Source organism: Micromonospora sp. NPDC049559, from assembly GCF_040676675.1.
In the GTDB taxonomy this organism is placed as follows: Bacteria; Actinomycetota; Actinomycetes; order Mycobacteriales; family Micromonosporaceae; genus JBFAPK01.
In genome coordinates this window covers 68,082-90,581 of the sequence record NZ_JBFAPK010000020.1, presented here as the reverse complement: position 1 = coordinate 90,581, position 22,500 = coordinate 68,082, and the positions used below count along the sequence as shown (strand labels likewise).

19 protein-coding genes are annotated in these 22,500 nt (G+C 72.1%); 10 read left to right on the top strand and 9 right to left on the bottom strand.

What is annotated here, in order from left to right; translation table 11 throughout:
* Positions 1–12 precede the first annotated feature (12 nt).
* Both AB0J86_RS21730 and AB0J86_RS21725 read right to left on the bottom strand, forming a co-directional pair.
* Complete coding sequence (locus AB0J86_RS21730) at positions 13–477, bottom strand: hypothetical protein (RefSeq protein ID WP_363859387.1); 465 nt, start codon at positions 475–477, stop codon at positions 13–15.
* 206 nt (positions 478–683) lie between these two features.
* Complete coding sequence (locus tag AB0J86_RS21725) at positions 684–1,532, bottom strand: helix-turn-helix transcriptional regulator (protein WP_363859386.1); 849 nt, start codon at positions 1,530–1,532, stop codon at positions 684–686.
* Positions 1,533–1,634: 102 nt separating this feature from the next.
* On the opposite strand from AB0J86_RS21725, the gene AB0J86_RS21720 reads away from it, so the two are divergent.
* Positions 1,635–2,363, top strand: a complete 729-nt coding sequence (locus AB0J86_RS21720; RefSeq protein ID WP_363859385.1) for an SDR family oxidoreductase — start codon at positions 1,635–1,637, stop codon at positions 2,361–2,363.
* Between the two features lie 45 nt (positions 2,364–2,408).
* Here AB0J86_RS21720 and AB0J86_RS21715 read toward each other — a convergent pair whose 3' ends face one another.
* Complete coding sequence (locus AB0J86_RS21715; RefSeq protein WP_363859384.1) at positions 2,409–2,870, bottom strand: hypothetical protein; 462 nt, start codon at positions 2,868–2,870, stop codon at positions 2,409–2,411.
* A complete protein-coding gene (gene mshB, locus AB0J86_RS21710; protein WP_363859383.1) occupies positions 2,867–3,805 on the bottom strand; it encodes an N-acetyl-1-D-myo-inositol-2-amino-2-deoxy-alpha-D-glucopyranoside deacetylase in 939 nt (312 codons plus the stop codon). The genes AB0J86_RS21715 and mshB overlap by 4 nt, the downstream gene beginning before the upstream one ends.
* A 194-nt stretch (positions 3,806–3,999) precedes the next feature.
* Here mshB and AB0J86_RS21705 point away from each other — a divergent pair, with 194 nt between their 5' ends.
* Positions 4,000–6,174, top strand: a complete 2,175-nt coding sequence (locus tag AB0J86_RS21705) for a prolyl oligopeptidase family serine peptidase (RefSeq protein ID WP_363859382.1) — start codon at positions 4,000–4,002, stop codon at positions 6,172–6,174.
* Between the two features lie 208 nt (positions 6,175–6,382).
* On the top strand, positions 6,383–6,826 hold the full coding sequence (locus tag AB0J86_RS21700; RefSeq protein ID WP_363859381.1) for a hypothetical protein: 444 nt from the start codon (positions 6,383–6,385) through the stop codon (positions 6,824–6,826).
* A 184-nt stretch (positions 6,827–7,010) separates the two neighbouring features.
* Here AB0J86_RS21700 and AB0J86_RS21695 read toward each other — a convergent pair whose 3' ends face one another.
* The 5 genes from AB0J86_RS21695 to AB0J86_RS21675 all read right to left on the bottom strand — a co-directional run bounded on the left by AB0J86_RS21695 (position 7,011) and on the right by AB0J86_RS21675 (position 13,027).
* Positions 7,011–8,753 carry an ABC transporter substrate-binding protein gene (locus AB0J86_RS21695; RefSeq protein WP_363859380.1) on the bottom strand — a complete coding sequence of 581 codons (1,743 nt, stop codon included), beginning with the start codon at positions 8,751–8,753 and terminating at the stop codon, positions 7,011–7,013.
* Positions 8,754–8,885: 132 nt separating this feature from the next.
* Entirely contained in the window at positions 8,886–9,872 is a 987-nt protein-coding gene (locus AB0J86_RS21690) for an ABC transporter permease (RefSeq protein WP_363859379.1), read from the bottom strand.
* Positions 9,873–9,883: 11 nt separating this feature from the next.
* Positions 9,884–10,891, bottom strand: coding sequence for an ABC transporter permease (locus tag AB0J86_RS21685; protein WP_363859378.1), 1,008 nt, complete (start codon positions 10,889–10,891; stop codon positions 9,884–9,886).
* A gap of 73 nt (positions 10,892–10,964) precedes the next feature.
* Positions 10,965–12,008, bottom strand: coding sequence for a dipeptide ABC transporter ATP-binding protein (locus AB0J86_RS21680; RefSeq protein ID WP_363859377.1), 1,044 nt, complete (start codon positions 12,006–12,008; stop codon positions 10,965–10,967).
* On the bottom strand, positions 12,005–13,027 hold the full coding sequence (locus tag AB0J86_RS21675; RefSeq protein WP_363859442.1) for an ABC transporter ATP-binding protein: 1,023 nt from the start codon (positions 13,025–13,027) through the stop codon (positions 12,005–12,007). Before AB0J86_RS21675 ends, AB0J86_RS21680 begins: the two co-directional genes overlap by 4 nt.
* A gap of 407 nt (positions 13,028–13,434) precedes the next feature.
* Between AB0J86_RS21675 and AB0J86_RS21670 the strand changes: the two genes are divergently transcribed.
* From AB0J86_RS21670 to AB0J86_RS21640, 7 genes are all read left to right on the top strand, one after another.
* The gene (locus AB0J86_RS21670) at positions 13,435–13,983 is read left to right on the top strand and encodes a Uma2 family endonuclease (protein WP_363859376.1); all 549 of its coding nucleotides are present in this window, start codon (positions 13,435–13,437) and stop codon (positions 13,981–13,983) included.
* A gap of 94 nt (positions 13,984–14,077) precedes the next feature.
* Entirely contained in the window at positions 14,078–15,547 is a 1,470-nt protein-coding gene (locus tag AB0J86_RS21665) for a TldD/PmbA family protein (RefSeq protein WP_363859375.1), read from the top strand.
* A gap of 93 nt (positions 15,548–15,640) precedes the next feature.
* The gene (locus AB0J86_RS21660) at positions 15,641–17,026 is read left to right on the top strand and encodes a metallopeptidase TldD-related protein (RefSeq protein WP_363859374.1); all 1,386 of its coding nucleotides are present in this window, start codon (positions 15,641–15,643) and stop codon (positions 17,024–17,026) included.
* A gap of 184 nt (positions 17,027–17,210) precedes the next feature.
* Positions 17,211–18,326 carry a hypothetical protein gene (locus AB0J86_RS21655; protein WP_363859373.1) on the top strand — a complete coding sequence of 372 codons (1,116 nt, stop codon included), beginning with the start codon at positions 17,211–17,213 and terminating at the stop codon, positions 18,324–18,326.
* 312 nt (positions 18,327–18,638) lie between these two features.
* Entirely contained in the window at positions 18,639–19,460 is an 822-nt protein-coding gene (locus tag AB0J86_RS21650; RefSeq protein ID WP_363859372.1) for a hypothetical protein, read from the top strand.
* 10 nt (positions 19,461–19,470) lie between these two features.
* Positions 19,471–21,417: a fumarate reductase/succinate dehydrogenase flavoprotein subunit gene (locus AB0J86_RS21645; protein ID WP_363859371.1), complete on the top strand. Its 1,947-nt coding sequence runs from the start codon at positions 19,471–19,473 to the stop codon at positions 21,415–21,417.
* On the top strand, positions 21,417–22,463 hold the full coding sequence (locus AB0J86_RS21640) for a succinate dehydrogenase/fumarate reductase iron-sulfur subunit (RefSeq protein WP_363859370.1): 1,047 nt from the start codon (positions 21,417–21,419) through the stop codon (positions 22,461–22,463). The genes AB0J86_RS21645 and AB0J86_RS21640 overlap by 1 nt, the downstream gene beginning before the upstream one ends.
* The last annotated feature ends 37 nt before the right edge of the window (positions 22,464–22,500 follow it).

Below are 22,500 nucleotides of genomic sequence, written 5' to 3'. Positions count from 1 at the left end.
CCGGCGGCGGGGTCAGCGCCGGACGACGCGCTGCGGCTTCGCCCGCTTGACCTCGGCGAACCGCTTCAGCGACTGCGACCGGTGGTCCAGCCCGAGGGCGGTGACCAGGAGGTAACCGAGCAGCACCCCACCGGCGGAGAAGCCGGCGTAGAGCCAGATCTGCGCGAAGAACTCGCCGGCGCCGTTGGCGAAGGGCTGGCTGCCACTGATGAACGGCCCGATGAAGATCGTGGCGGCCAGCGCGACCAGGATCGCCACGGCGACGTCGCCGCTCCATCGGGCCAGCGGCTCGCGCCGGGCCACGACGAATGCGATCGCCGCCAGCAGTACGCCGATCACGGCGAACATCGCGAGCGAGACCCGGTCGGAGGCCTCGGTGCCGTTGTCGAACCCGAACCTGATCACCAGCCGGGCCACCACGTTGATCACGAACAGGATGCCCGCGAGCACTCCTACCGGCAGCCAACGCTCCTTCATCTGTTTCCTCCCCGCGGATCGGACCCACGCCAGCTGACGCACCGCAACCGGGGCGTTGCTGCCACAGATATTTACCACTCCGACCTGGGAATGAGCTATAAGTCACCGGCGCCGAAAACGCCCGCGAGCCGCGACGGCGCGCCGGTGACCCGGTCTCACCGGCCGGGCGGGCCGGCGAGGTGCGCGGCGGGTGCGCGCCGGCCGGGTCAGGAGAGGTCGACGGTCCACTGGGTGCCCACGACGCCGAGCAGTCTCAGCGCCTCAGCGGAGGGACTGCCCGGCCGGGCGGTGTAGATGATCAGGCGTTGCCCGTGCCCGGCGATCTCCAGCACCTCGCACTCCAGGGTCAGGTCGCCCACCACCGGGTGCCGGAGCTGCTTGGTGGTCGAGCCGGCCCGTACGCAGACCCGCAGCTGCTCCCAGCGCCGTACGAACTCGGGGCTGGCCGCCCGGAGCCGGGTGATCAGCTCCTGCACGCCCGGGTCCTCGGGATACCGGCCCGCGGCGGCGCGCAGCTCGGCGACGCACTCGTCGGCAAAGGCCGAGGAGTCCGGGTCGGCCAGCGCGGCGGCGGAGTACTCGCCGACGAAGAGGTTCCAGACGATGTTGCGCCGGTGCGGCGGCCACGCGGACGGGTCGCCCAGCAGTGCGGCGGCCATCGGGTTCCAGGCGAGGATCTCGTACTTGACGTCGATCACGTACGCGGGCGTGTCGTCGAGCCGGTCGAGCAGGTGCAGCACGCCCGCCGGCACGTCCCGGCTCGGGCTGGTCGGCGGGGTGGGCAGCTCGCCGACCAGATGGTAGAGGTGCGCGCGCTCGGCGTCGTACAGCCGCAGCGCCCGGGCCAGCGCCGAGAGCACCTGGCGGGACGGGCGCGGGCCACGCGCCTGCTCCAGCCGCGAGTAGTAGTCCACCGAGATGCCGGCGAGCCGGGCCACCTCCTCCCGGCGCAGGCCCGGCGTGCGGCGCCGGGCACCGGCGCCCAGCCCCACGTCGCCGGGCTGCACCCGGGCGCGGCGGCTGCGGAGGAACTCGGCGAGCTGGCGGCGGTCCATCCGCCCATCCTGCGCCGGTCGGTGGCGTCGAACCAGGGACCGCCGGTCCGTGGTTCGGCCGGTCTCTCCCGCCGGCGCCGTGGCCGCCGCAGGATCGGCGGCATGAGCGAAGCGAAGATCGCCCTCGTCACGGGCGCGAACAAGGGAATCGGGTACGAGATCGCGCGCGGGCTGGGCGGCACGGGCGCCACCGTGCTGGTCGGCGCGCGCCACCGGGGGCGCGGCACGGCCGCGGCCGAGAAGCTCGCCGCCGAGGGGATCCGGGCGGTGCCGCTGGAGCTGGACGTGACCGACCCGGTGTCGGTCTCGGCCGCCGCGGCCACGGTCGAGCGGGAGCACGGCCGGCTCGACGTCCTGGTCAACAACGCCGGCGTCCTGCTGGAGCGCGGGCAGCGGCCGAGCCAGACGCCGGTGGCGCTGCTGGAACGGACCTACGCCACCAACGTGTACGCCGTGGTGCTGGTCACGAACGCCCTGCTGCCGCTGATCCGCCGCGCGGCGTCCGGTCGGATCGTGAACGTCTCCAGCGGCCTGGGTTCGCTCGGGATCACCAGCGATCCGACGGGCCCGTACGCGGCGTTCCCGCTGCTGGCGTACAACTCCTCGAAGAGCGCGCTGAACGCGGTGACCGTCTCGTACGCCAACGAGCTGCGCGACACGCGGATCAAGGTGAACGCCGCCGACCCGGGCTACTGCGCGACCGACCTGAATGGGCACGCCGGCCCGCGCACGCCGGAACAGGGCGCGATCGTCGCGGTACGGCTCGCCACCCTGCCGGACGACGGCCCGACGGCCCGATTCTTCAGCGAGGACGGCGCCGAACCCTGGTGACACCGCCGGCCGGGTAGGGCCGCTGGCGACGGCGGGTCGACACGGTCAGCGGCCCGGTACGGGCGGCTGGCCGGGTCGGGGCGCGAGGATCAGCCGGTAGCCGGCCACCGCGAAGGTCAACGAGCCGACGGCGATCATCGCGACCCCGACCCAGTTGTCCCCGGCGAGCAGCACGTCGCCCTCGCTGGTCCGCCCCGCGGCGACCAGCATCAGCGCGAACCAGGGCAGCGCCGGCAGCAGTACCGCCCAGCGGCGGCCGACCGCGCGGTAGGCGAACCAGCTCAGCGCGGCGTTGCCCAGCACCACCAGCAGCACGGCGACGCCGGTCGGGACGCCGCCGATGCGCAGGGTCGAGCAGAGCAGCTCGACGACCCCGGTCACCACCGCGGCCACCACCGCGACCACCCCGCCGGCCACGCGAACGAGAAGATCGAGTACCGGCCGCCGGCGGGGCGGTTCCGGCAGCAGCTCCGGGGAGGCGGTCACGGGCGGACTCGGCAGCGTCACCGCGAGCCGGCCTCCGCCGGGGCGGTCCCGCCCGGCACCGCCGGACCCGGCACCGCCGCCGTGCCGGCCGCCAGCCCCGCGAAGAGGTCGTCCTCCCAGCCGTACGGGCCGGAGCCGGGTCCCTTCTCGCCGGCCGCGAGCGTGTAGTACTCCACGCCCATGAACTCGTTGCCGAAGTTGCCGGCGATCGAGTAGAGCCAGGAGTTGTCGGGAATCTGGCTGGCATGCGCCCGCATCGCCGCCTCCTTGGCGGCGTGGTGGTCGGTACCGTCGATCCGGGCCGCGATCTGCTCGTCCGGCGTGCCGAACGGCAGCTCCTCGGCCTGGTCGAGACCGGCGAACGGGTTGTCGGCGGACTCGCGGAAGGCCGCCATGCCCGCCTCCAGCACGCTCCTCGGCATGGCCGTCCAGTAGATCTTGTCGGGCCCGAAGCCCTCCGCCCCGGCCAGCTCGGCCGCCCGCATCGCCACCCGGTGCGCCTGGATGTGGTCCGGGTGCCCGTAGAAGCCGTTCGGGTCGTAGGTGACCAGCACCTGGGGGCGTACCTCCCGCATGATCTCCACGAGGTGACCGGCCGCCTCGTCCAGGTCCGCCTGCCAGAACGCGCGCGGGTGGGCGTTGGTGGGCAGGCCCATCATGCCCGAGTCGCGGTACCGGCCCGCGCCGCCGAGGAAGCGGTGGTCGGTGACGCCCATCGCCGCGCACGCCGCCCGCAGCTCGGTCAGGCGGTAGCCGCCCAGCTGGTCGGCCTCGGTCGCGGCGAGCCGCGCCAGCTCCGGTAGGTGGATCTCGCCCTCTTCGCCGAGCGTGCAGGTGACCAGGGTGACCCGGGCGCCCGCGGCCGCGTACAGGGCCATCGTCGCGCCGGTGCCGACGGTCTCGTCGTCGGGGTGCGCGTGGACCAGCAGGAGCCGGCGATCGGCTACGTTCGTCACGTCTCGACACTGTACGCGGCCCCGCCGCCACCCGGCCCGAACCCGCGCGGGCCGTCGCGCGCGCCGCCGCCCACCCGTCCGGCGCGCCGACGTGTGCCGGGCCGCGGGCGACGTCCACGATCGGACCGTGCCCGGTCGGGCGTCCGATCCTCAGCTCGGCCCCATCCCGGAGGGCGCCGATCTACGATCTCCGTGTGGACTATCCGGAGCTGGCCGCTCGAACCCGCCGGTTCACCCGCGGCGCGCCACGGTCGGTGACCGTCGCCAACGACGGCTCCCGGGTGGTGTTCCTGCGCTCCGGCGGTCCCGAGGACCCGGTCGACGCGCTGTGGCTGCTCGACGTCGAGTCCGGCGAGGAGCGGCTGGTGGCCGACCCGGCGGTGCTGCTCGGCCGGGACGACGTCGGCGACGACCTGCCGGCGGCCGAGCGGGCGCTGCGCGAACGGCAGCGGCTCAGCGCCGGCGGCATCGGTGGCTACACCATCGACCCGGCCGCCCGGGTGGCCGCCTTCGCGCTGGCCGGGCGGTTGTTCCGGGCCGACCTGGTGCACGGCGACGTGGTCGAGGTGGCCGTAGCCGGGCCGGTCCTCGACCCCCGGCCCGACCCGACCGGGCAGCGGCTCGCCTACATCACCGAGGCGCCGCCGGAGGGCGGTACGCACAACGTCGGGGCGGCCGACCGGGCGGTGGTGCAGCTGCGGGTGGTCGACTCGGACGGGACCGACTCGTTGCTCGCCGGCGAGGACGCCGGGGTGACCTGGGGCCTGCCCGAGTTCGTGGCGGCCGAGGAGTTCCACCGGTTCCGCGGCTACTGGTGGGCGCCGGACGGGCGCACCATCCTCGCCGCCCGGGTCGACGAGTCCCGGATCCCGCGCTGGCACCTGCACGACCCGAGCGAGCCGGCTGCCGCGCCGCGCAGCTTCGCGTACCCCCAGGCGGGCGGCCCGAACGCCGAGGTGAGCCTGCACCTGCTCGACCTCGACGGCGGCTGGGTCGACGTGCACTGGGACCGGGAGACCTACCCGTACCTGGTCTCCGTGCACTGGGCCGACGGCGGTCCGCTGATCACCGTGCTGCGGCGGTTGCAGCAGCACGGCCTGGTCCTCGCCGTCGATCCGCGCACCGGTGAGACGCAGGTGCACGCCGAGCTCGCCGACCCGCGCTGGGTCGAGCCGGTCGCCGGCACCCCCTGCCACCTGCCCGACGGCCGGGTCCTGGTCGGCGGGGAGCTGGCCCACGACGGGTACGACGCCCGCTGCCTCTTCGCCGACGGCACCCTGCTCACCCCGCCCTCGCTCTACGTACGCCGGGTGGTCGGTCGGCTCACCGGTACGACCGGCGCCGAGCTGCTGGTCGAGGGGAGCGACGGGGAACCGAGCCAGCAGCACCTCTTCCGGATCCGTACCTCGATCGGGGCCGGCGGGGTCGACGCCCAGCGGTTGACCACCGACCCGGGGTGGCACGTGGGCGCGGTCGGCGGCGACGTGCTGGTGGTCGGTAGCGCGTCGCTGGACCACCCGGGTACCCGCTGGACCGTCTGGCAGGGCGAGCGCGAGGTGGCCACCCTCGTCTCCCACGCCGCCACCCCGCCGTACGCCCCCCGCCCGGTGCTCGACCGGGTCACCGACCGGCGGCTGCCCAGCGCGGTGCTCTATCCGCGCAGCCACGTCGCCGGGCGGCGGCTGCCGGTGCTGCTCGACGTCTACGGCGGCCCGGGGCACCAGGAGGTGCTGGCCGCGCGGTCGAGGTGGCTGGAGCGGCAGTGGTGGGCCGACGCCGGCTTCGCCGTGGTGACCGTCGACAACCGCGGTACGCCCGGCGTGGCGCCCTCGTTCGAGAAGGTGATCCACCGCCGGGTCGCCGACGTCGTCCTGCTCGACCAGGTCGACGCGCTGGCCGCGCTGGCCGGCAAGCACCCGGACCTCGACCTGGGCCGGGTGGCGATCCGGGGCTGGTCGTTCGGCGGCTGGCTGGCCGGGTTGGCGGTGCTGCGCCAGCCGGAGCTGTTCCGCTGTGCGGTGGTCGGCGCGCCGGTGACCGACTGGGCGCTGTACGACACCGCGTACACCGAGCGGTACCTGGGGCTGCCCGCGGAAAGCACGGACGTCTACGCGCACCACTCGCTGCTGGAACTGGCCGCCGAGCCGTTCGCCGTGCCCGAGGACGCCCGCCCGATGCTGCTGGTGCACGGGCTCGTCGACGACAACGTGGTGGCCGCGCACACGCTGCGGTTCTCCGCCGCGCTGCTGGCCACCGGCCGCCCGCACTCGGTGCTCCCGCTGACCGGCGCCACCCACATGGCGGCCGGCGGCGCCGCCGAGCGGCTGCTCCGGCTGGAGCTGGATTTCCTCCGCCGCCACCTCGCCTGAGGGCCCTCGTTGTCGCATGCTTTTACCGCGGAGGCCGACATCCGACGCCCACCGCGGCCCCGGCCGGGCGGAGTGAACGCGCCGGGTGAACGGTCCAGGCCGGGTGAACGGTCCAGGCCGGGTGAACGGTCCAGGCCGGGTGAACGCACCGGGCGGACGGGTTGGGCCGGGCGGACGGGCCGGGTTTGGGTGAGGGAGGCGCGACGGCATGGCGGACGAGGTGTGGCGCGCGGAGGCCGACGACCGGTGGCTCGCCGAGCGACGGTCGGGCCTCATGGGTTGGCTCCGCCGCCGGTTCCGGCTGCTCGGCGGGGTCGCCGGGGCGGTGTCGCACGCCGACACCGGGCCGTACGCGGGTGCCCCGCGCAATCCCCGGCTGGGCACCGGCGACGAGAAGACGTACTCGACCGTGCGGTACTCGACCAACCAGGTCACCAACAGCAGGACCGTGGCCGACTCCGACAAGTGTCGGCGCTGCGGCGAGCCGCTGGTCGAGCGGCACCAACTCGAGTACGCCCAGGACGGGCGGAGCGCGGTCCCGGTCGGCGCGGTACGGGTCTGCCGCGGCTGCCAGGCCGACTCCTGGCTGCTGCGCTCCCGGATGCCCGGAGCGTCCCGGGCGCGCGACGTCGCCCGGAAGAACGTGGTCTGACCGGTCTGCCGCGCCGCGGCAAGGCCGCCGGCCGCGCCGCCGCGCCGTACCGTGCCGGCGGCAGCGGCCCGCCGCGCGGTCGGCAACGCCCCGCCGTCGGGCGCGGCAGAAGAGGCGGCAGCGGCAGCGCGAAGGGCCCCTCCCCGCGTCGTGGACGGCGGGAAGGGGCCCTGGCGAGGAACGTCTACTGCTTCACGTACACGTTCACGAAGGACGGGTAGCCCACGATGCTGGAGATGAAGATGCCCCCCACCTTCGAGCCGTGCAGGTAGTTGCCCCGCTCCACGAAGAGCGGCACGACCGGGGCAAGCTCCTTCATGATCCGCTGGTCGAGCTTGGCCCACTCGGGCGCCTGCTCGTTCGCGGGCATGGCGAGCACCCGGTCGAACTCGGTGTTGATCGCGTCGTTGTTGACGTACGAGGTGTTGCTGTTGCTCTCGGCCTTGATGCTGCGCCCGTCGAAGAGCACCGGCAGGATGGCGGCGCCGCTCGGCCAGTCCGCCGCCCACTGGCTGATGTAGAGATCCCAGGGGTTGTTCTTCTTGCCGACCTCGTCGAGCTTGGCGTCGGCCGGGATCGTCTTGATCGTGATCTTGATGCCGGCCCGCTGGTAGTTGGCCTGCAACTGCGTGGCCAGGCGGGTGCCCTCAGAGTCGTCGCTGACGCCGAGCACCAGCTCGGGGGTCTTTCCGGCGAGCAGCTCCTTGGCCTTCTCGGCGTTGCCGGTCTTACCGGCCGGGTACGCGTCGTACTGCTGGAAGCCGATCGTGGAGGGCGGCATCAGCGTGGTGACCGGCGTGGCGCTCGCCTCGCCGCCGTACGCCTTGACGAAGCCGTCCCGGTCGATGGCGTAGTTCAGCGCCTGCCGCACCGACAGGTCGGTCACCCGCTGGGTGTTGATGTCCAGCCGCCACAGGCTCGGCGTCTGCCCCTGCACGCCGCGCGCCTGCAGGGCCGGGTCGCCGGCGACCCGGGGGATCAGCGAGGACGGAACGCCGTTCCAGGCCAGCGCGGTCTGGTCGTCGCCGTTGTCGGCGATCACGCGGTTGGCGCCGGCCTCGGCGTCCGGCCCGTAGTTCCACACGATCTTGTCGGGGTACTGGTGGCGCACCGGGTCGGTGGCCGGGTCCCAGTACTGGTTGCGCTCCATGACCAGCTCGACGCCGGCGGTGTTCTTCGTGATCTTGTACGGCCCGGACGAGAACGGCTGGTTGTCCAGGTTGACGCCGGTGTCCTTCTCCGGCTTCAGCGGCGCCGTGTACGGCAGCGAGACCGCGAACGGCAGGTCACAGTGCGGCTTGGCGAACTCGAAGCGCAGCGTCTTCGCGTCCGGCGCGGTCAGCCCCGGCGGCAGCGAGCTCTTGTTGGCCTTGAAGTCCCACTTGGTGTCGTACTGCGGGCTGTCGGCGAGCCACTCCTGGATGTAGGTCGGGCCGCCGGTGAGGTCGGGGTCGAAGGAGCGGGCGATGCCGTACGCGATCTCCTTGGAGGTGATCGGGCTGCCGTCCTCGAACTTGACCCCGTCCTTGATCTTGAATTCCCAGACCTTGCAATTCTTGTCGACGTCGGTTCCCGGCGTCTCGGCGAGGTCGCCGACCAGCAGCACCTTGCCCGAGCCGTCGTCCTTGAAGGTGGTCAGGTACCGGCTGTAGAGCGGGGCGTTCATCAGGCCCGCGAACGAGTAGACCCGCTGGGGGTCGAGGTGCGAGATCTTGGTTTCCCGGATCACGCGGAAGGTGCCGCCCTTGGTGGCGCCCGGCACCTCGGGCGCCGGGCCGAGCGAGTCCTTGCCCTCCGTGGCGATCGAGCCGGTGCTCACCCGCTGCTCGCCGTTGTTCCCGCCGGTCCCCTTGTTCTCGGTGCATGCTCCCATCGTCGCGAGCAATACGAGCGCGCCGCTCGCGACGGCTGCTCTGTTGAGGCGCATCCCGCGTCCCTTCCTGTCCGCTCAACCCAGTGAATTCGCCGAAAATATGCAGTTTGTGTAACAGAGCGCGTCAAATTCCGCCATCGGCATTAGCGGACCGATGCGCTATCGCAACCGCGCGCGGCCCGGCCGCTAGCGCAGCCGTACCCGCGGGTCGATCACCGCGTACAGCACGTCGACCACGATGTTGGCGACCACGATGAAGAACGCCGAGATCAGTACCGTCGCCATGATGGTCGGCAGGTCGCCCGACCGGACGGCGTCGACGGCGGTACGCCCCAGCCCCTGGATCCCGAAGGTGGTCTCGGTGATCACCGTCCCGCCGAGGGCCCCGCCCACGTCCAGGCCCGCGATGGTCACCACCGGCGTGATCGCCGCCCGCAGCGCGTGCCGGCCGTACACGGTGGACTTGGCCAGGCCCTTCGCCCGCGCGGTCCGGATGAAGTCCTCCGAGAGCGTCTCCAGCATCTGCGCCCGGGAGAGCCGGGCGTAGATCGCCGAGAAGAGGAAGGCGAGCGCGCACCAGGCGAGCACCAGGCCGCTCGCCCACTTCGCGGGGTTGTCGAAGATCGAGGTGTAGCTCGGGATCGGCACCAGCCGCAGCTTGTAGCAGAAGACCAGCAGCAGCACCGCGCCCACGAAGTAGAGCTGCAGCGAGGCCCCGGTCAGCGAGAAGCCGATCGCCAGCCGGTCCAGGACGCTGCCCCGGCGCAGCGCGGATATCATCCCGAGCCCGACGCCCAGCGCGAGCCAGAGCACCGCCGCCGGGATCACGATGCTCAGCGTCACCGGCAGCACCCGGGCCAGCGTGTCGGTGACCGCCTCGCTGTTGACGTACGAGTAGCCGAGGCAGGGGGCGTCGCACCGGCCGCCCTGCGCGCTGCCCAGGTCACGCCCGACGAAGATGCCCTTCATGTAGTTCGTGTACTGCACCACCAGCGGGTCGCGCAGGCCCAGCTCGGCCCGGACCCGCTCCAGCCGCTCGGCGTTGCAGTTCTTGGGACACATCCCGCTGACCGGGTCCTTCGGCAGCGCGAAGAACATCAGGAAGCTCAGTACGCTCACCGCGAAGAGCGTCAGTACGGCGCCGAGCAGCCGCCGGATCAGGAATCGCGCCATCTCAACACCTGCTAACGGGACGACTTCGGATCGAGCGCGTCGCGCAGCGCGTCACCGAAGAGGTTGAAGGCGAGCACGAGGGCGAAGATCGTGATGCCCGGGAAGAAGACGTACGCCGGATCGGTCTGCAGGTACGGGATGCTCTGGAAGATCATCCGACCGAAGTCCGCCGTCGGTTCGAGGATGCCGATGCCCAGGAACGACAGCGCCGCCTCGCCGGTCACGTACGACGGCACGGCCAGCGAGAACGAGACCAGGATCGGCGCCCAGATGTTCGGCAGCAGCTGCCGGAAGAGCATGTGCCCGAGGCCCGCCCCGCTGGCCCGCGCCGCCTCGACGAACTCGCGCTCGCGCAACGAGATCACCTGACCGCGTACCAGCCGGGCGGTGCTCGTCCAGCCGAACGCCGCGAAGACCCCGATCAGCACCGCCACCTGGAACGCCGCCGGCACCTCGTCGCGCGGGCCGTAGAAGCGCAGGGCGACCGTCGGTACGACCGCCAGCGCGAAGATGAGGAACGGCAGCGCGAGCGCGACGTCGGTGATCCAGCCGATCACCGCGTCGACGACGCCGCCCAGGAACCCGGCGAGGATGCCGAGCACGACGCCGATGGCCGAGGTGATCAGGGCCGCCGCGAACGCGATGAAGAGCGACGTGCGCATGCCGTAGACCATGCGGATGAAGATGTCCCGGCCCAGCCGCGGCTCCAGGCCGAACCAGTGGTCGCCGGTGATCCCGCCGACATAGCCGAGCGGCATGCTGTTGCCGTCGAGCCGGTCCTGGAACTGGTCGTTCGGCCCCACGCCGTACAGCCTGGCGATCAGCGGCGCCGCGATCGCGACGATCATCAGGAAGACCAGTACCGCACCACTGATCATCGCCGTCCGGTCCCGCTTGAGCCGGGCCCAGGCGAGCTGGCCCGGCGAGCGGCCGACGAACTCGCGGTCGGAACCCGTCGGGTCCTCGCCGACCGGCGTGGTCTCGGCCAGCACCACGCCCTCGACCGGTGACAGACTCATCGCGCCACCTCCTCGATCTCCACAGCGTCCGCGCTCCGCGCGTCCCGCCCCGCGACGCGTACCCGCACCGCCCTCACCGCAGCTCACCGGATTCCGGGAAGTGGCAGGCGACCGGGGCGCCGCCGTCCCGCGCCACGAGCGCCGGTTCCTCGGTCGCGCACCGGTCCTGCGCCTTCCAGCAGCGGGTGCGGAACCGGCAGCCGGTCGGCGGGTTCAGCGGCGTCGGCACGTCCCCGGTGAGGCGGATGCGCCCGGCCGGGCCGAGCTGCGTCACGTCCGGGATCGCCGAGAGCAGCGCCCGGGTGTACGGGTGCCGGGGCCGCTCGTAGATCTCGGTCCGGTCCCCGATCTCGACGATCTTGCCGAGGTACATCACCGCGACCCGCTGGCAGAAGTGCCGCACCACGGCCAGGTCGTGCGCGATGAAGACGAAGGCCAGCCCCAGCTCGCGCTGCAGGTCCCGGAGCAGGTTGATGACCTGCGCCTGGATCGAGACGTCCAGCGCCGAGACCGGCTCGTCGGCCACGATCAGCTTGGGGCGCAGCGCGAGCGCGCGGGCGATGCCGATCCGCTGCCGCTGCCCACCGGAGAACTCGTGCGGGTACCGGTTGTAGTGCTCGGGGTTGAGCCCGACCAGCTCCAGCAGCTCCTGCACCCGGCGCTTCACGCCGCCCGGCGGCTTGATGCCGTTGACCTCCAACGGCATCGACACGATCCGGCCGACCGTGTGGCGCGGGTTCAGCGAGGCGTACGGGTCCTGGAAGATGATCTGGAGGTCCTGCCGCAGCGGGCGCAGCTCCCGGCGCCCGGCGTGGGTGATGTCCCGGTCCTCGAAGACGATCTTCCCGCCGGTCGGCTCCAGCAGCCGCACCAGCATCCGCCCCGTGGTGGTCTTGCCGCAGCCCGACTCGCCGACCAGCCCGAGGGTCTCCCCGGCCCGTACCTCGAAGTCGAGCCCGTCGACCGCTCGGACGGCGCCGCCGCCACCCGGCTTCAGTCCACCGCGGACCGGGAAGTGCTTGGTGAGCCCCTCGACCCGCAACAGGGTCGCGCCCGCCGCGCCCGTCCCGCCGGCGGCCGGCGCGGTCGCGGTCGCGGTCGACACGTTCTCACTCATCGGGCCACTCCCACCTGGGCGATCTCCTCCGCGTAGATCCGCTTGCGGTCCGCCTCCGCCAGGTGGCACGCCACCAGGTGCCCGCTCTCCCCCGTCGGCAGCAGCTCCGGTACCTCGCGGCCGGAGCGTCCGCCGGTGCCGGCGGCGTACCGGCAGCGGGGGTGGAACGCGCAGCCGGACGGCAGGTTGATCAGGCTGGGCGGGTTGCCGGCGATCGGCACCAGGTCCGCGTCCGCCTCGCCGTGCAGCGACGGCACGCTGGAGAGCAACCCCCAGGTGTACGGGTGCTGCGGGCGCCGCAGCACCTGCTCGACGCTGCCGTGCTCGACCGCCCGTCCGCCGTACATGACCAGCACGTCGTCGGCGACCTGGCTGACCACGCCGAGATCGTGCGTGATCATGATGATCGCGGAGTTGAACTCGGCCTGGAGGTCGGCCAGCAGGTCGAGGATCTGCGCCTGCACGGTGACGTCGAGGGCGGTGGTGGGCTCGTCCGCGATCAGCAGCTCGGGGTTGTTGACCAGCGCCATCGCGATCATCGCGCGCTGGCGCATACCGCCGGAGAACTCGTGCGGGTACTGGTCGGCGCGCCGGGCCGCCTGCGGGATGCCGACCCGGTCGAGCATCTCGATGGTCCGCTGCCGGGCGGCCCGGCGCCCGGCCTCCGGATGGTGCACCCGGTACGCCTCGGCGATCTGCCGGCCCACCGTGTAATAGGGATGCAGCGCGGAGAGCGGATCCTGGAAGATCATGGCCATGTCCCGGCCGCGCAGCTTGCGGATCTCCTCCTCGGGGCGGCCGACGAGTTCCCGGCCGCCGAGCAGGATCTGCCCGCTGATGCTCGTGCGCCGGGGATTGTGCAGGCCGAGCACGGCCAGGCTGGTCACGCTCTTGCCCGAGCCGGACTCGCCCACGATGCCCAGCGTCCGTCCGCGCTCCACGCTGAACGAGACGCCGTCGACCGCGCGTACCACTCCGTCCTCGGTGTCGAAGCGCACCCGCAGGTCGTGGACGCGCAGGTACGGCGCCGACTCCGCGCTCTCCCGCGGCGCGGGTACCGTCGGCGCGTCGGTACGCGTCGCCGCGTCGTCCGCTCCGGACGGCACCGATGCCGGTTCTTCCACGTCGCCTCCCTCTTCCTGCCGGTGGGCGAATCCCCGCTGGTCACGGACTGCGACGGGATGCGAACGCCGAAGAGAACCTACAGCAGGGTTTGAAGGCTGAAAATAAGCTACAAACGCGGGCTTGTCAGCGGGGCCGCCGTAACGACTGCGTATCAAGCATGTTCGCAGCTCATCACCGCATTCAAGAACTCCTGTCCGGCCCGTCGATCGCGGTACGCGACACGGCGGCGGTACCCGCCGAGCACACCCGTCCGACCGGAACCGTATGGGAGACTCGGCGTCGAGTCGAGTCGGAGGTGACGATGACCTCGGCGGTGTTCGGGCACGGTGGGCCGTGGACCGAGGAGGAATACCTCGCGCTCGGTGAGACCCCAGAACGCGTCGAACTCCTCGATGGCGGCCTTCTCCTGAGTGCCGCAGGATCGCTCCGTCACCAGGCCGTCCTCGGACGAATCTCCGAGATCCTCGCGACCGTGGCCCACGGCGCGGACCCGCATGTGCTCACCGCCGTCAACGTACGGCTCCGCCCGGGTCGGATCGTCATCCCCGACCTGGTCATCACCGGCCAGGTCGACCTCGACGAGCTGGTCGTCGACGCCGCCGCGGTACGGCTGGTCTGCGAGATCACCTCGCCGGGCGACGCGGCGGCGGACAAGGTGCTCAAGATGCACTACTACGCGACCGCCCACATCCCGTGGTACCTGCTGGTCGAGCAGGAGACCGGCACGCTGCACCTGTACCGGCTGCGCGACGGCCACTACGCGGAGGAGTCGGTGGCCAAGCCCGGCGAGACGCTGCACCTCACCGAGCCGGTCGAGGCGACGCTGCGCCCCGAGGCCCTCCTGCCCTGACCCGCGCGCCCACCCTGGGGCCCGATCGGCCCGCCCGTATGCGCTCGTCTGCGCGCGGACTGACAGCGCGCCCCCGGTCGCATAGGGTTTGATCATGACTCACTTCGACGTCGCCACGGCCGCGGTACAGGCCGCGCTCGACGCGGGCGCCCGCTACGCCGACGCACGGGTGATGCACCGCCGGTACGAGTCGATGTCCGCCCGCAACGGCGAGATCGAGTCGTCGACCCAGTCCGAGGACGCCGGGATCGGCGTACGGGCGCTGGTCGGCTCCGGCTGGGGCTTCTACGCCGTACCCGATCTGTCCGACGCCGCGGCCCGTGACGCCGGCACCCGCGCGGCCCGGATCGCGGCGGCGAGCGCGCTGGTCGCGCCCCGACCCGGCGGACCGGGCGGCCCCGCCGAACGCGCGGGCTGGGACCTGGTGCCCGCGACCCCGGTGACCGATTCCTGGGCGTCGCCCTGCGAGACCGACCCGCTCTCGGTGGCGCTGTCGGCAAAGGGCGACCTGCTGGTGCACGCCACCCGCACGATGGGTGAGCACGGCGCCGACCTGGCCGAGGGGCTGTACCAGATCTGGGACACCGGCAAGTGGTTCGTCTCCAGCGAGGGGCACCGCGTCGACCAGCACATCCGGGAGTGCGGCGGCGGCATCTCGGCGACCGTCATCGGCGACGGCGAAAGCCAGCGCCGCTCCTACCCGAGCTACCGGGGGCAGTACGGCACCCGAGGCTGGGAACTGGTCGACTCGCTGGACCTGCCGGCCCACGCCGCCCGGATCGCCGAGGAGGCACGCGAGCTGGTCACCGCCCCGCTCTGCCCCGCGACCGAGACCACGCTGATCCTCGGCGGCGAGCAGATGGCGCTGCAGATCCACGAGTCGGTCGGGCACGCGATCGAGCTGGACCGGATCCTCGGCTGGGAGGCCGCCTACGCCGGCACCTCCTGGCTCGACCTGAACCAGCTCGGCAGCCTCCGCTACGGCTCCGAGCTGATGAACATCACGATCGACCCGACCATCCCCGGCGCGCTCGGCAGCTTCGGCTTCGACGACGAGGGGACGCCGGCCGCCAGGCGGGACGCGGTGCGCAACGGCCGCTGGGTGGGCGTACTGGCCGGCCGGGACTCGGCCGCCGCCGCCGGCCTCGACTACGCCGGCAGCGTACGGTCGGACGGCTGGGCCCGGTTGCCGATGGTGCGGATGACCAACGTCGGCCTCGAACCCGGCCCGCACACGCTGGACGAGATGATCGCCGCCACCGACGACGGCGTCCTGATGGACATGAACCGCTCCTGGTCGATCGACGACAAGCGGCTCAACTTCCAGTTCGGCTGCGAGATCGGCTGGGAGATCAAGAACGGCCGCCGGGGCCGCATGCTGCGCAACCCCACGTACACCGGCATCGGCCCGCTCTTCTGGCGCTCGATGGACATGCTCTCCTCCGAGACCGTCGCCTGGGGCACCCCGAACTGCGGCAAGGGCCAGCCCGGCCAGGTCGGCCACACCGGACACCCGGCCGCGCCGGCCCGCTTCCGCAACGTCCGCGTCGGGGTACGAGGGTGAGCGCGAGGAGCGAGCCGGGTTTGCGAGCCCCGCAGTCGCGAACGAAAGGCGGGCACGGGTGAGCGTCAATCCAGATCGAGAAACGGGGGACGGATGAGCAGCGAGCTCGACCTGGCCGGACGGGTCGTGGAGCTGGTCCGGCGCGCCGCCGGGCCGAGCGCCGAGGCCGAGGTCAACGCCGTACGCAAGGAGTTGGCGTTGACCCGCTTCGCCAACTCGTACATCCACCAGAACGTCGCCGAGGCGACCACGACCGTGGCGCTCCGGCTGCACCTGGACGGGCGTACGGCCGCGGCCTCGACCACGCTCACGGGCGACGACGGCCTGCGCGACCTGGTGGAGCGTACGGTCGCGGCGGCGCGGCTCGGCCCGCTCGACCCGAAGTGGCCGGGGCTGGCCCCGCCCGCGCCGGCACCCGGGGCCGGCGACTGCGACGAGGCGACCGCGCAGGCGTCGCCCGACGAGCGCGCCGAGCGGGTACGCGCCTTCGTCGAGGCCGCGAACGGCCTGGAGACGGCCGGCTACTGCCGTACGCTCTACCGCTCCGGCGGGTTCGCCAACACCGCCGGTCAGTCGGCCGGCGACCGGGTCGCCGAGGCGGCGCTGGACGGGATCGCCCGGTTCGGCGGGGTCGACGGCGTCGCCCGGCTCGCCTCCGCCCGCCTCGCCGACCTGGACGGGGCGGTGCTCGGCGCCCGGGCGGCCGTCAAGGCGCGGGCCGGCGCGGCCCCGGTCGAACTGCCACCGGACCGGTACGAGGTGGTGCTGGAGCCCAGCGCGGTCGCCGACCTCCTGCACAACCTCTCCGCGTACGGCTTCAACGGCCGCATCCACAACGAGCGGCAGTCCTTCGCCGCGCCCGGCGAGCGGCAGTTCGACCCGGCGATCACGCTGGTCGACGACGCGCCGGGCACCCCGGGGCTGCCGTACGACGCCGAGGGCACGCCGCGGCGCCGGATGGCGCTGGTGGAGCGGGGCGTCACCCGCGCCGTGGCCCACGACCGGCGTACCGCGGCCGAGGCGGGCGTCGCGTCGACCGGGCACTCGACCAGCGAGCGGGGCAACTGGGGGCCGATGGCGCTGAACCTGCGGCTGGAACCGTCCGCTGTGGACGGCGGCGGCGCCCCCACGGAGGTCTCCGGCCCGGTGGCGGACTCGGCCACCGCCGCGCTGGTGGCGCGGGTACGCCGCGGGCTGCTCGTCACCGATCTCTGGTACACCCGGGTGCTCGACCCGAAGAGCCTGGTGATCACCGGGCTGACCCGCAACGGGGTGTGGCTGATCGAGGACGGTGAGGTCACCACGGCGGTGCGCAACTTCCGCTTCACCCAGTCGTACCCGAAGGCGCTGGCGCCGGGCGCGGTACTCGGCGTCGGCACGCACTCGGTGATGCACGCCGACGGGTGGGACACCGCGTGGTGGACGGCGCCGGCGCTGCGGCTGGCGTCGTGGAACTTCACGGGCGGCGCGTCGGGGTAGGCCGTCCCGGTCGCGGTGGGGGTGGGGCCCGCCATACCCGGCTCAGCCCGTCACGCTTGATGTCTTCGCCGGGCACGGCGGGCCCCACCAACCGTGGCTTGCGGGTCCCCACCCCCAACCGCTACCCGCCGAACGCCGGCAGTGCGTGGTGTCGGGGTGGGGCGGGGATGCTTGACTGTGCGACGTGACGGACCCGACGACTCCCACCGGCGACGACCGGTCCGCCGCCATCGGCGGACCCGACGACCGTAAGCACAACGGTTTCGACCTCTCGACCGCGTTCCCGGCGGCGCCGATGTCGGCCCCGCCCGCCGACGCGGAGGTGTCGGCGGCGTTTCCGAGCGCGGAGACGTCGACCGGTCTGCCCAGTTCCACGACGTACCGAAGCTCCTCTGTGGACGATCGCGAGGACCCGGGCGCCGAGACCGTGAGCCTGCCGACGGGTACCGACCGCATCCGCGACTTCAGCTTCCTCGACCTGCCGGACGCGGGCACGCGTCCGGGCGACTCGACCGGCGCGGAAACCGGGTCGGAGACCTCCGGCGCGGAGTCGAGCGCGTCGGGGTCAGGATCGAGCGGGTCGACCGGATTCGCGCATTCCGACTTTTCGGACCTATTCGCCGCCGCCGCCGGCGGCTCGACCGACTCGACCGGGTCGAGCGGCTCGACCGGGGACGACCCGGAGGCCGGCTCCGGCGGCGACGACGAGACGCCGCCCTCGGGCGGCGCCCGGGACGACGGGGCGCGGCGGCGACGCCGCCGGCTGATCGGCGGCGCGGCGGCCGGTACCGTCCTGGTCCTGCTCTTCTGCGGCGGGATCGGTACGGTCGCCGTGGCCCTCGGGCACGTGGCGAACGCCGCCGAGCAGCGCCGCGAGGTGCGTTCCCGCACCCAGTTGGCCTGCCTCGAACTGGAGCGCCGCCTCAACCGGTTGGCCCCGCCCGGCGCCGCCGCCGGTCCGGCGCAGCGGGCGACGGCCATCCGCGCGGAGAACGCCGCCACGCAGCCGTTCCTCGCCGAGATCGAGCAGCTGCAGGATCGGGTGGCGGGCGACGGCGACGACAACGGGCGGCCCGGCGAGGCGGGTCGGGGCGTGGCCGGCTGGCTGGACGACTGGCGCCGGCTGATCGGCGCGCGCGACGCGTACGCCGACGCGCTCGACCGCCAGGTGCGCAGCGGGGCTCCCGCGTTCTTCGTCGCACCCCGTGACCGTCAGGGGCGCCCGGTGCTCGAACAGCTGCCGCACGGGCCGCAGTCGTGCGCGGGGGCCGGCCGGCGGTTGGGCGCGCCCGACCTCTGACGGCCCGTCACCGACGGGCGGGACTCCCCGGAAAAGATCCGCTTCCGATGTCCGCAGGTGAGTGAGGTTCTCCACATCGGGCATCGGATCGAGCGTCGGGACTTTCGTAACCCGAGGGACACACGCGACACTCCCTTGCGCGTCGGAGGGTTGGCGCGGCGTAACGTGTGCACCGAACTGCGCCGGAGCCGTCCGACGCAGGTATGGAACGCGCAGGGTGGCGCGCCTGCGGTGACTCCTGCCCCGGCGCATCCGTACCGGAACCATCCGTGCCCGCCAGCAAGCGCGGGCCCCGCCAGGGAGACGTGAAACATGACAACGAGGTCGGCCACCTTAACGGCCGGACAGGCGCATGGCGCGCGGGAACGCGCCGCGATCGCAGCGAAGACGTTGCGCACCGACCGTTGGTGGTTCGCCCCGCTGATCACGGTGGTCGGGCTCGGTGCGTGGGTCACGTACGCGACGGTCCGGGTCTTCATGCACAAGTGGTACTGGGTGGACGAGCACCACTACCTGACGCCGTTCTACTCCCCCTGCGTCACGGAGCGGTGCGTGCCCGAGGCGGCGCACTTCGGCCGGATCCTGCCGGGCTGGTGGATCATCCCGGACGCCGCGCTGACCCTGCCCTTCCTGCTGCTGTTCCGGTTGACCTGCTACTACTACCGCAAGGCGTACTACCGCGCGTTCTGGCTCTCCCCGCCGGCCTGCGCGGTCCCGGACGGGCACAAGACCTACTCGGGTGAGACCCGCTTCCCGCTGATCTTCCAGAACGCCCACCGGTACGCCTTCTACGCCGCCGCCATCATCTCGGTGATCAACACCTGGGACGCCGTGCTCGCCTTCCGCAGCGGCGACGAGTTCGGCTTCGGTCTCGGCAACGTGATCCTCGTCGGCAACGTGGTCATGCTCTGGGCGTACACGCTCTCCTGCCACTCCTGCCGGCACATCGCCGGCGGCCGGCTGAAGCACTTCTCCAAGCACCCGGTGCGCTACCGCTTCTGGACCTTCGTCTCCAAGCTCAACGTCCGGCACATGCAGCTCGCCTGGATCACGCTCGGCACGCTGGCCTTCACCGATTTCTACATCATGGCGCTCGATGCCAACTGGATCAGCGACCTGCGGTTCATCAACTAAGGGCCTGGATATGTCTACTCAAGAATCGACACCCAACCGGGTGGAGCGGCACCACTACGACGTGGTCGTGATCGGGGCCGGCGGGGCGGGTCTGCGCGCGGCGATCGAGGCCCGGCTCGCGGGCAAGCGCACCGCCATCATCTCGAAGTCGCTCTTCGGCAAGGCCCACACGGTGATGGCCGAGGGCGGCGCCGCGGCGGCGATGGGAAACGTGAACAGCCGGGACAACTGGCAGGTCCACTTCCGCGACACCATGCGCGGCGGCAAGTTCCTGAACAACTTCCGGATGGCCGAGCTGCACGCGAAGGAGTCGCCGCAGCGGATCTGGGAGCTGGAGACCTACGGTGCGCTCTTCGACCGCACCAAGGACGGCAAGATCTCGCAGCGCAACTTCGGCGGCCACGAGTACCCGCGGCTGGCGCACGTCGGTGACCGTACCGGCCTGGAGCTGATCCGTACCCTGCAGCAGAAGATCGTCTCGTTGCAGCAGGAGGACAAGCGCGAGTACGGCGACTACGAGGCCCGGATCAAGGTCTTCGCCGAGACCACCATCACCGAGCTGCTGCTCGACGGGGAGCACCGGGTCGCGGGGGCGTTCGGCTACTACCGCGAGTCCGGCGAGTTCGTGCTCTTCGAGGCGCCGGCCGTGGTGCTCGCGACCGGCGGGGTCGGCCGCTCGTACAAGGTGACCTCGAACTCCTGGGAGTACACCGGCGACGGCCACGCGCTCGCGCTGCGCGCCGGCGCGACCCTGATCAACATGGAGTTCCTCCAGTTCCACCCGACCGGCATGGTCTGGCCGCCGTCGGTGAAGGGCATCCTGGTCACCGAGTCGGTCCGCGGCGACGGCGGGGTGCTGAAGAACTCCGAGGGCAAGCGGTTCATGTTCAACTACGTCCCCGACGTCTTCCGCAAGCAGTACGCGGAGACCGAGGAGGAGGCGGACCGCTGGTACAGCGACCCGGACAACAACCGGCGCCCGCCGGAGCTGCTCCCCCGCGACGAGGTCGCCCGCGCGATCAACGCCGAGGTCAAGGCCGGCCGGGGTACGCCCGCCGGCGGCGTCTACCTCGACATCGCGAGCCGGCTGCCGGCCGAGGAGGTCAAGCGGCGCCTGCCGTCGATGTACCACCAGTTCAAGGAGCTGGCCGACGTCGACATCACCAAGGAGCCGATGGAGGTCGGGCCGACCTGCCACTACGTGATGGGCGGCGTCGAGGTCGACCCGGACACCGGCGCGGCGGCCGGGCACGTGCAGGGGCTCTTCGCCGCCGGCGAGGTCTCCGGCGGCATGCACGGTTCGAACCGGCTCGGCGGCAACTCCCTGAGCGACCTGCTGGTCTTCGGCAAGCGGTCGGGACAGTACGCGGCCGCGTACGTCGACGAGGTGGCGCACCGGCCGCAGGTCCGTACCGCCGACGTCAAGCAGGCCGTGGAGCGGGCGCTGGCCCCGCTGGCGCGTACCGAGGGCGAGAGCCCGTACCGGTTGCAGCAGGACCTCCAGGCGGTCATGGGCGACCTGGTCGGCATCATCCGGCGCCGCGGCGAGCTGGAGGACGCGCTGGTCCGCCTCGCCCAGCTGCGGGAGCGGGTGGCCAAGGTCGCCGTGGCCGGCGGGCGCCGCTACAACCCGGGCTGGCACCTCGCCCTGGACCTGCGCAACATGCTGGTGGTCTCGGAGTGCACCGCCAAGGCCGCGCTGGAGCGGGAGGAGTCCCGGGGTGGCCACACCCGCGAGGACTTCCCGACCATGCAGCCGACGTGGCGTCAGGTGAACCTGATCTGCTCGCTCGACGGGGAGAAGGTGCGGCTGGAGCACAAGCCGCTGCCGAAGATGCGCCCCGAACTGATCAAGCTCTTCGACCGTACCGAGCTGGCGAAGTACCTGACCGACGAGGAACTCGCCGACTTCGACGCGCTCGCGCAGGACGCTCTCGCTGAGGAGGCGAGCAAGTAATGGGCACGACACGCACCTTCCGGGTCTGGCGCGGCGACGAGACCGGCGGCGACCTCGCGGACTACCAGGTCGAGGTCAACGAGGGCGAGGTCGTCCTCGACGTCATCCACCGGCTGCAGGCCACCCAGGCGCCCGACCTCGCGTGCCGGTGGAACTGCAAGGCGGGCAAGTGCGGCTCCTGCTCCATGGAGATCAACGGCATGCCGCGGCTGGGCTGCATGACCCGGATGTCGACCTTCGAAGAGTCCGAGACCGTGACGATCACCCCGTTGCGGACGTTTCCCGTCATCCGGGACCTGGTCACCGACGTCTCGTTCAACTACGAGAAGGCCCGGGAGACCCCGGCGTTCGCCCCGCCGCAGGACGTGGCGCCCGGCCAGTACCGGATGAAGCAGGTCGACGTCGAGCGCTCGCAGGAGTTCCGCAAGTGCATCGAGTGCTTCCTGTGCCAGAACACCTGTCACGTGGTTCGTGACCACGAGGAGAACAAGCCGGCCTTCTCCGGGCCGCGCTTCTTCATCCGCGCCGCCGAGCTGGACATGCACCCGCTCGACACCAAGACGGACCGCAAGGAGTACGCCCAGGCGTCGCAGGGCCTCGGATACTGCAACATCACCAAGTGCTGCACCGAGGTTTGCCCCGAGCACATCAAGATCACCGACAACGCCATCATCCCCATGAAGGAACGCGTCGTCGACCGCAGGTACGATCCAATTGTGTGGCTGGGCAGCAAAATCTTCCGACGGGGTCAGTCCGAGAGTGACCAGGCCGGCGCCGCGCGCGTCGATCCGGACACCGGGCCCAATATCCACTCGCACGCGGGTCGTTCGCACGACCCGCACGCGGAGGTCGAGGCCGAGCGGGGCGTGAACTGGCACCGCCAGGTCCCCGCGCCCCAGGCGCCGCCGGTGGACGAGCGGGGCCGGTTGCCGATCAGCGAGTTCACGGCCGACCGGCCGGCCGCGCCCTCGCCCTTCGGCGACGACGTGACCTTCCCGCTGCCCGCCGACAATCTGAACTACGCCCACCCGGAGCAGAAGGACTGATTTCCGGCATCAACGCGACAGGGGTCGCCGGTTCCGG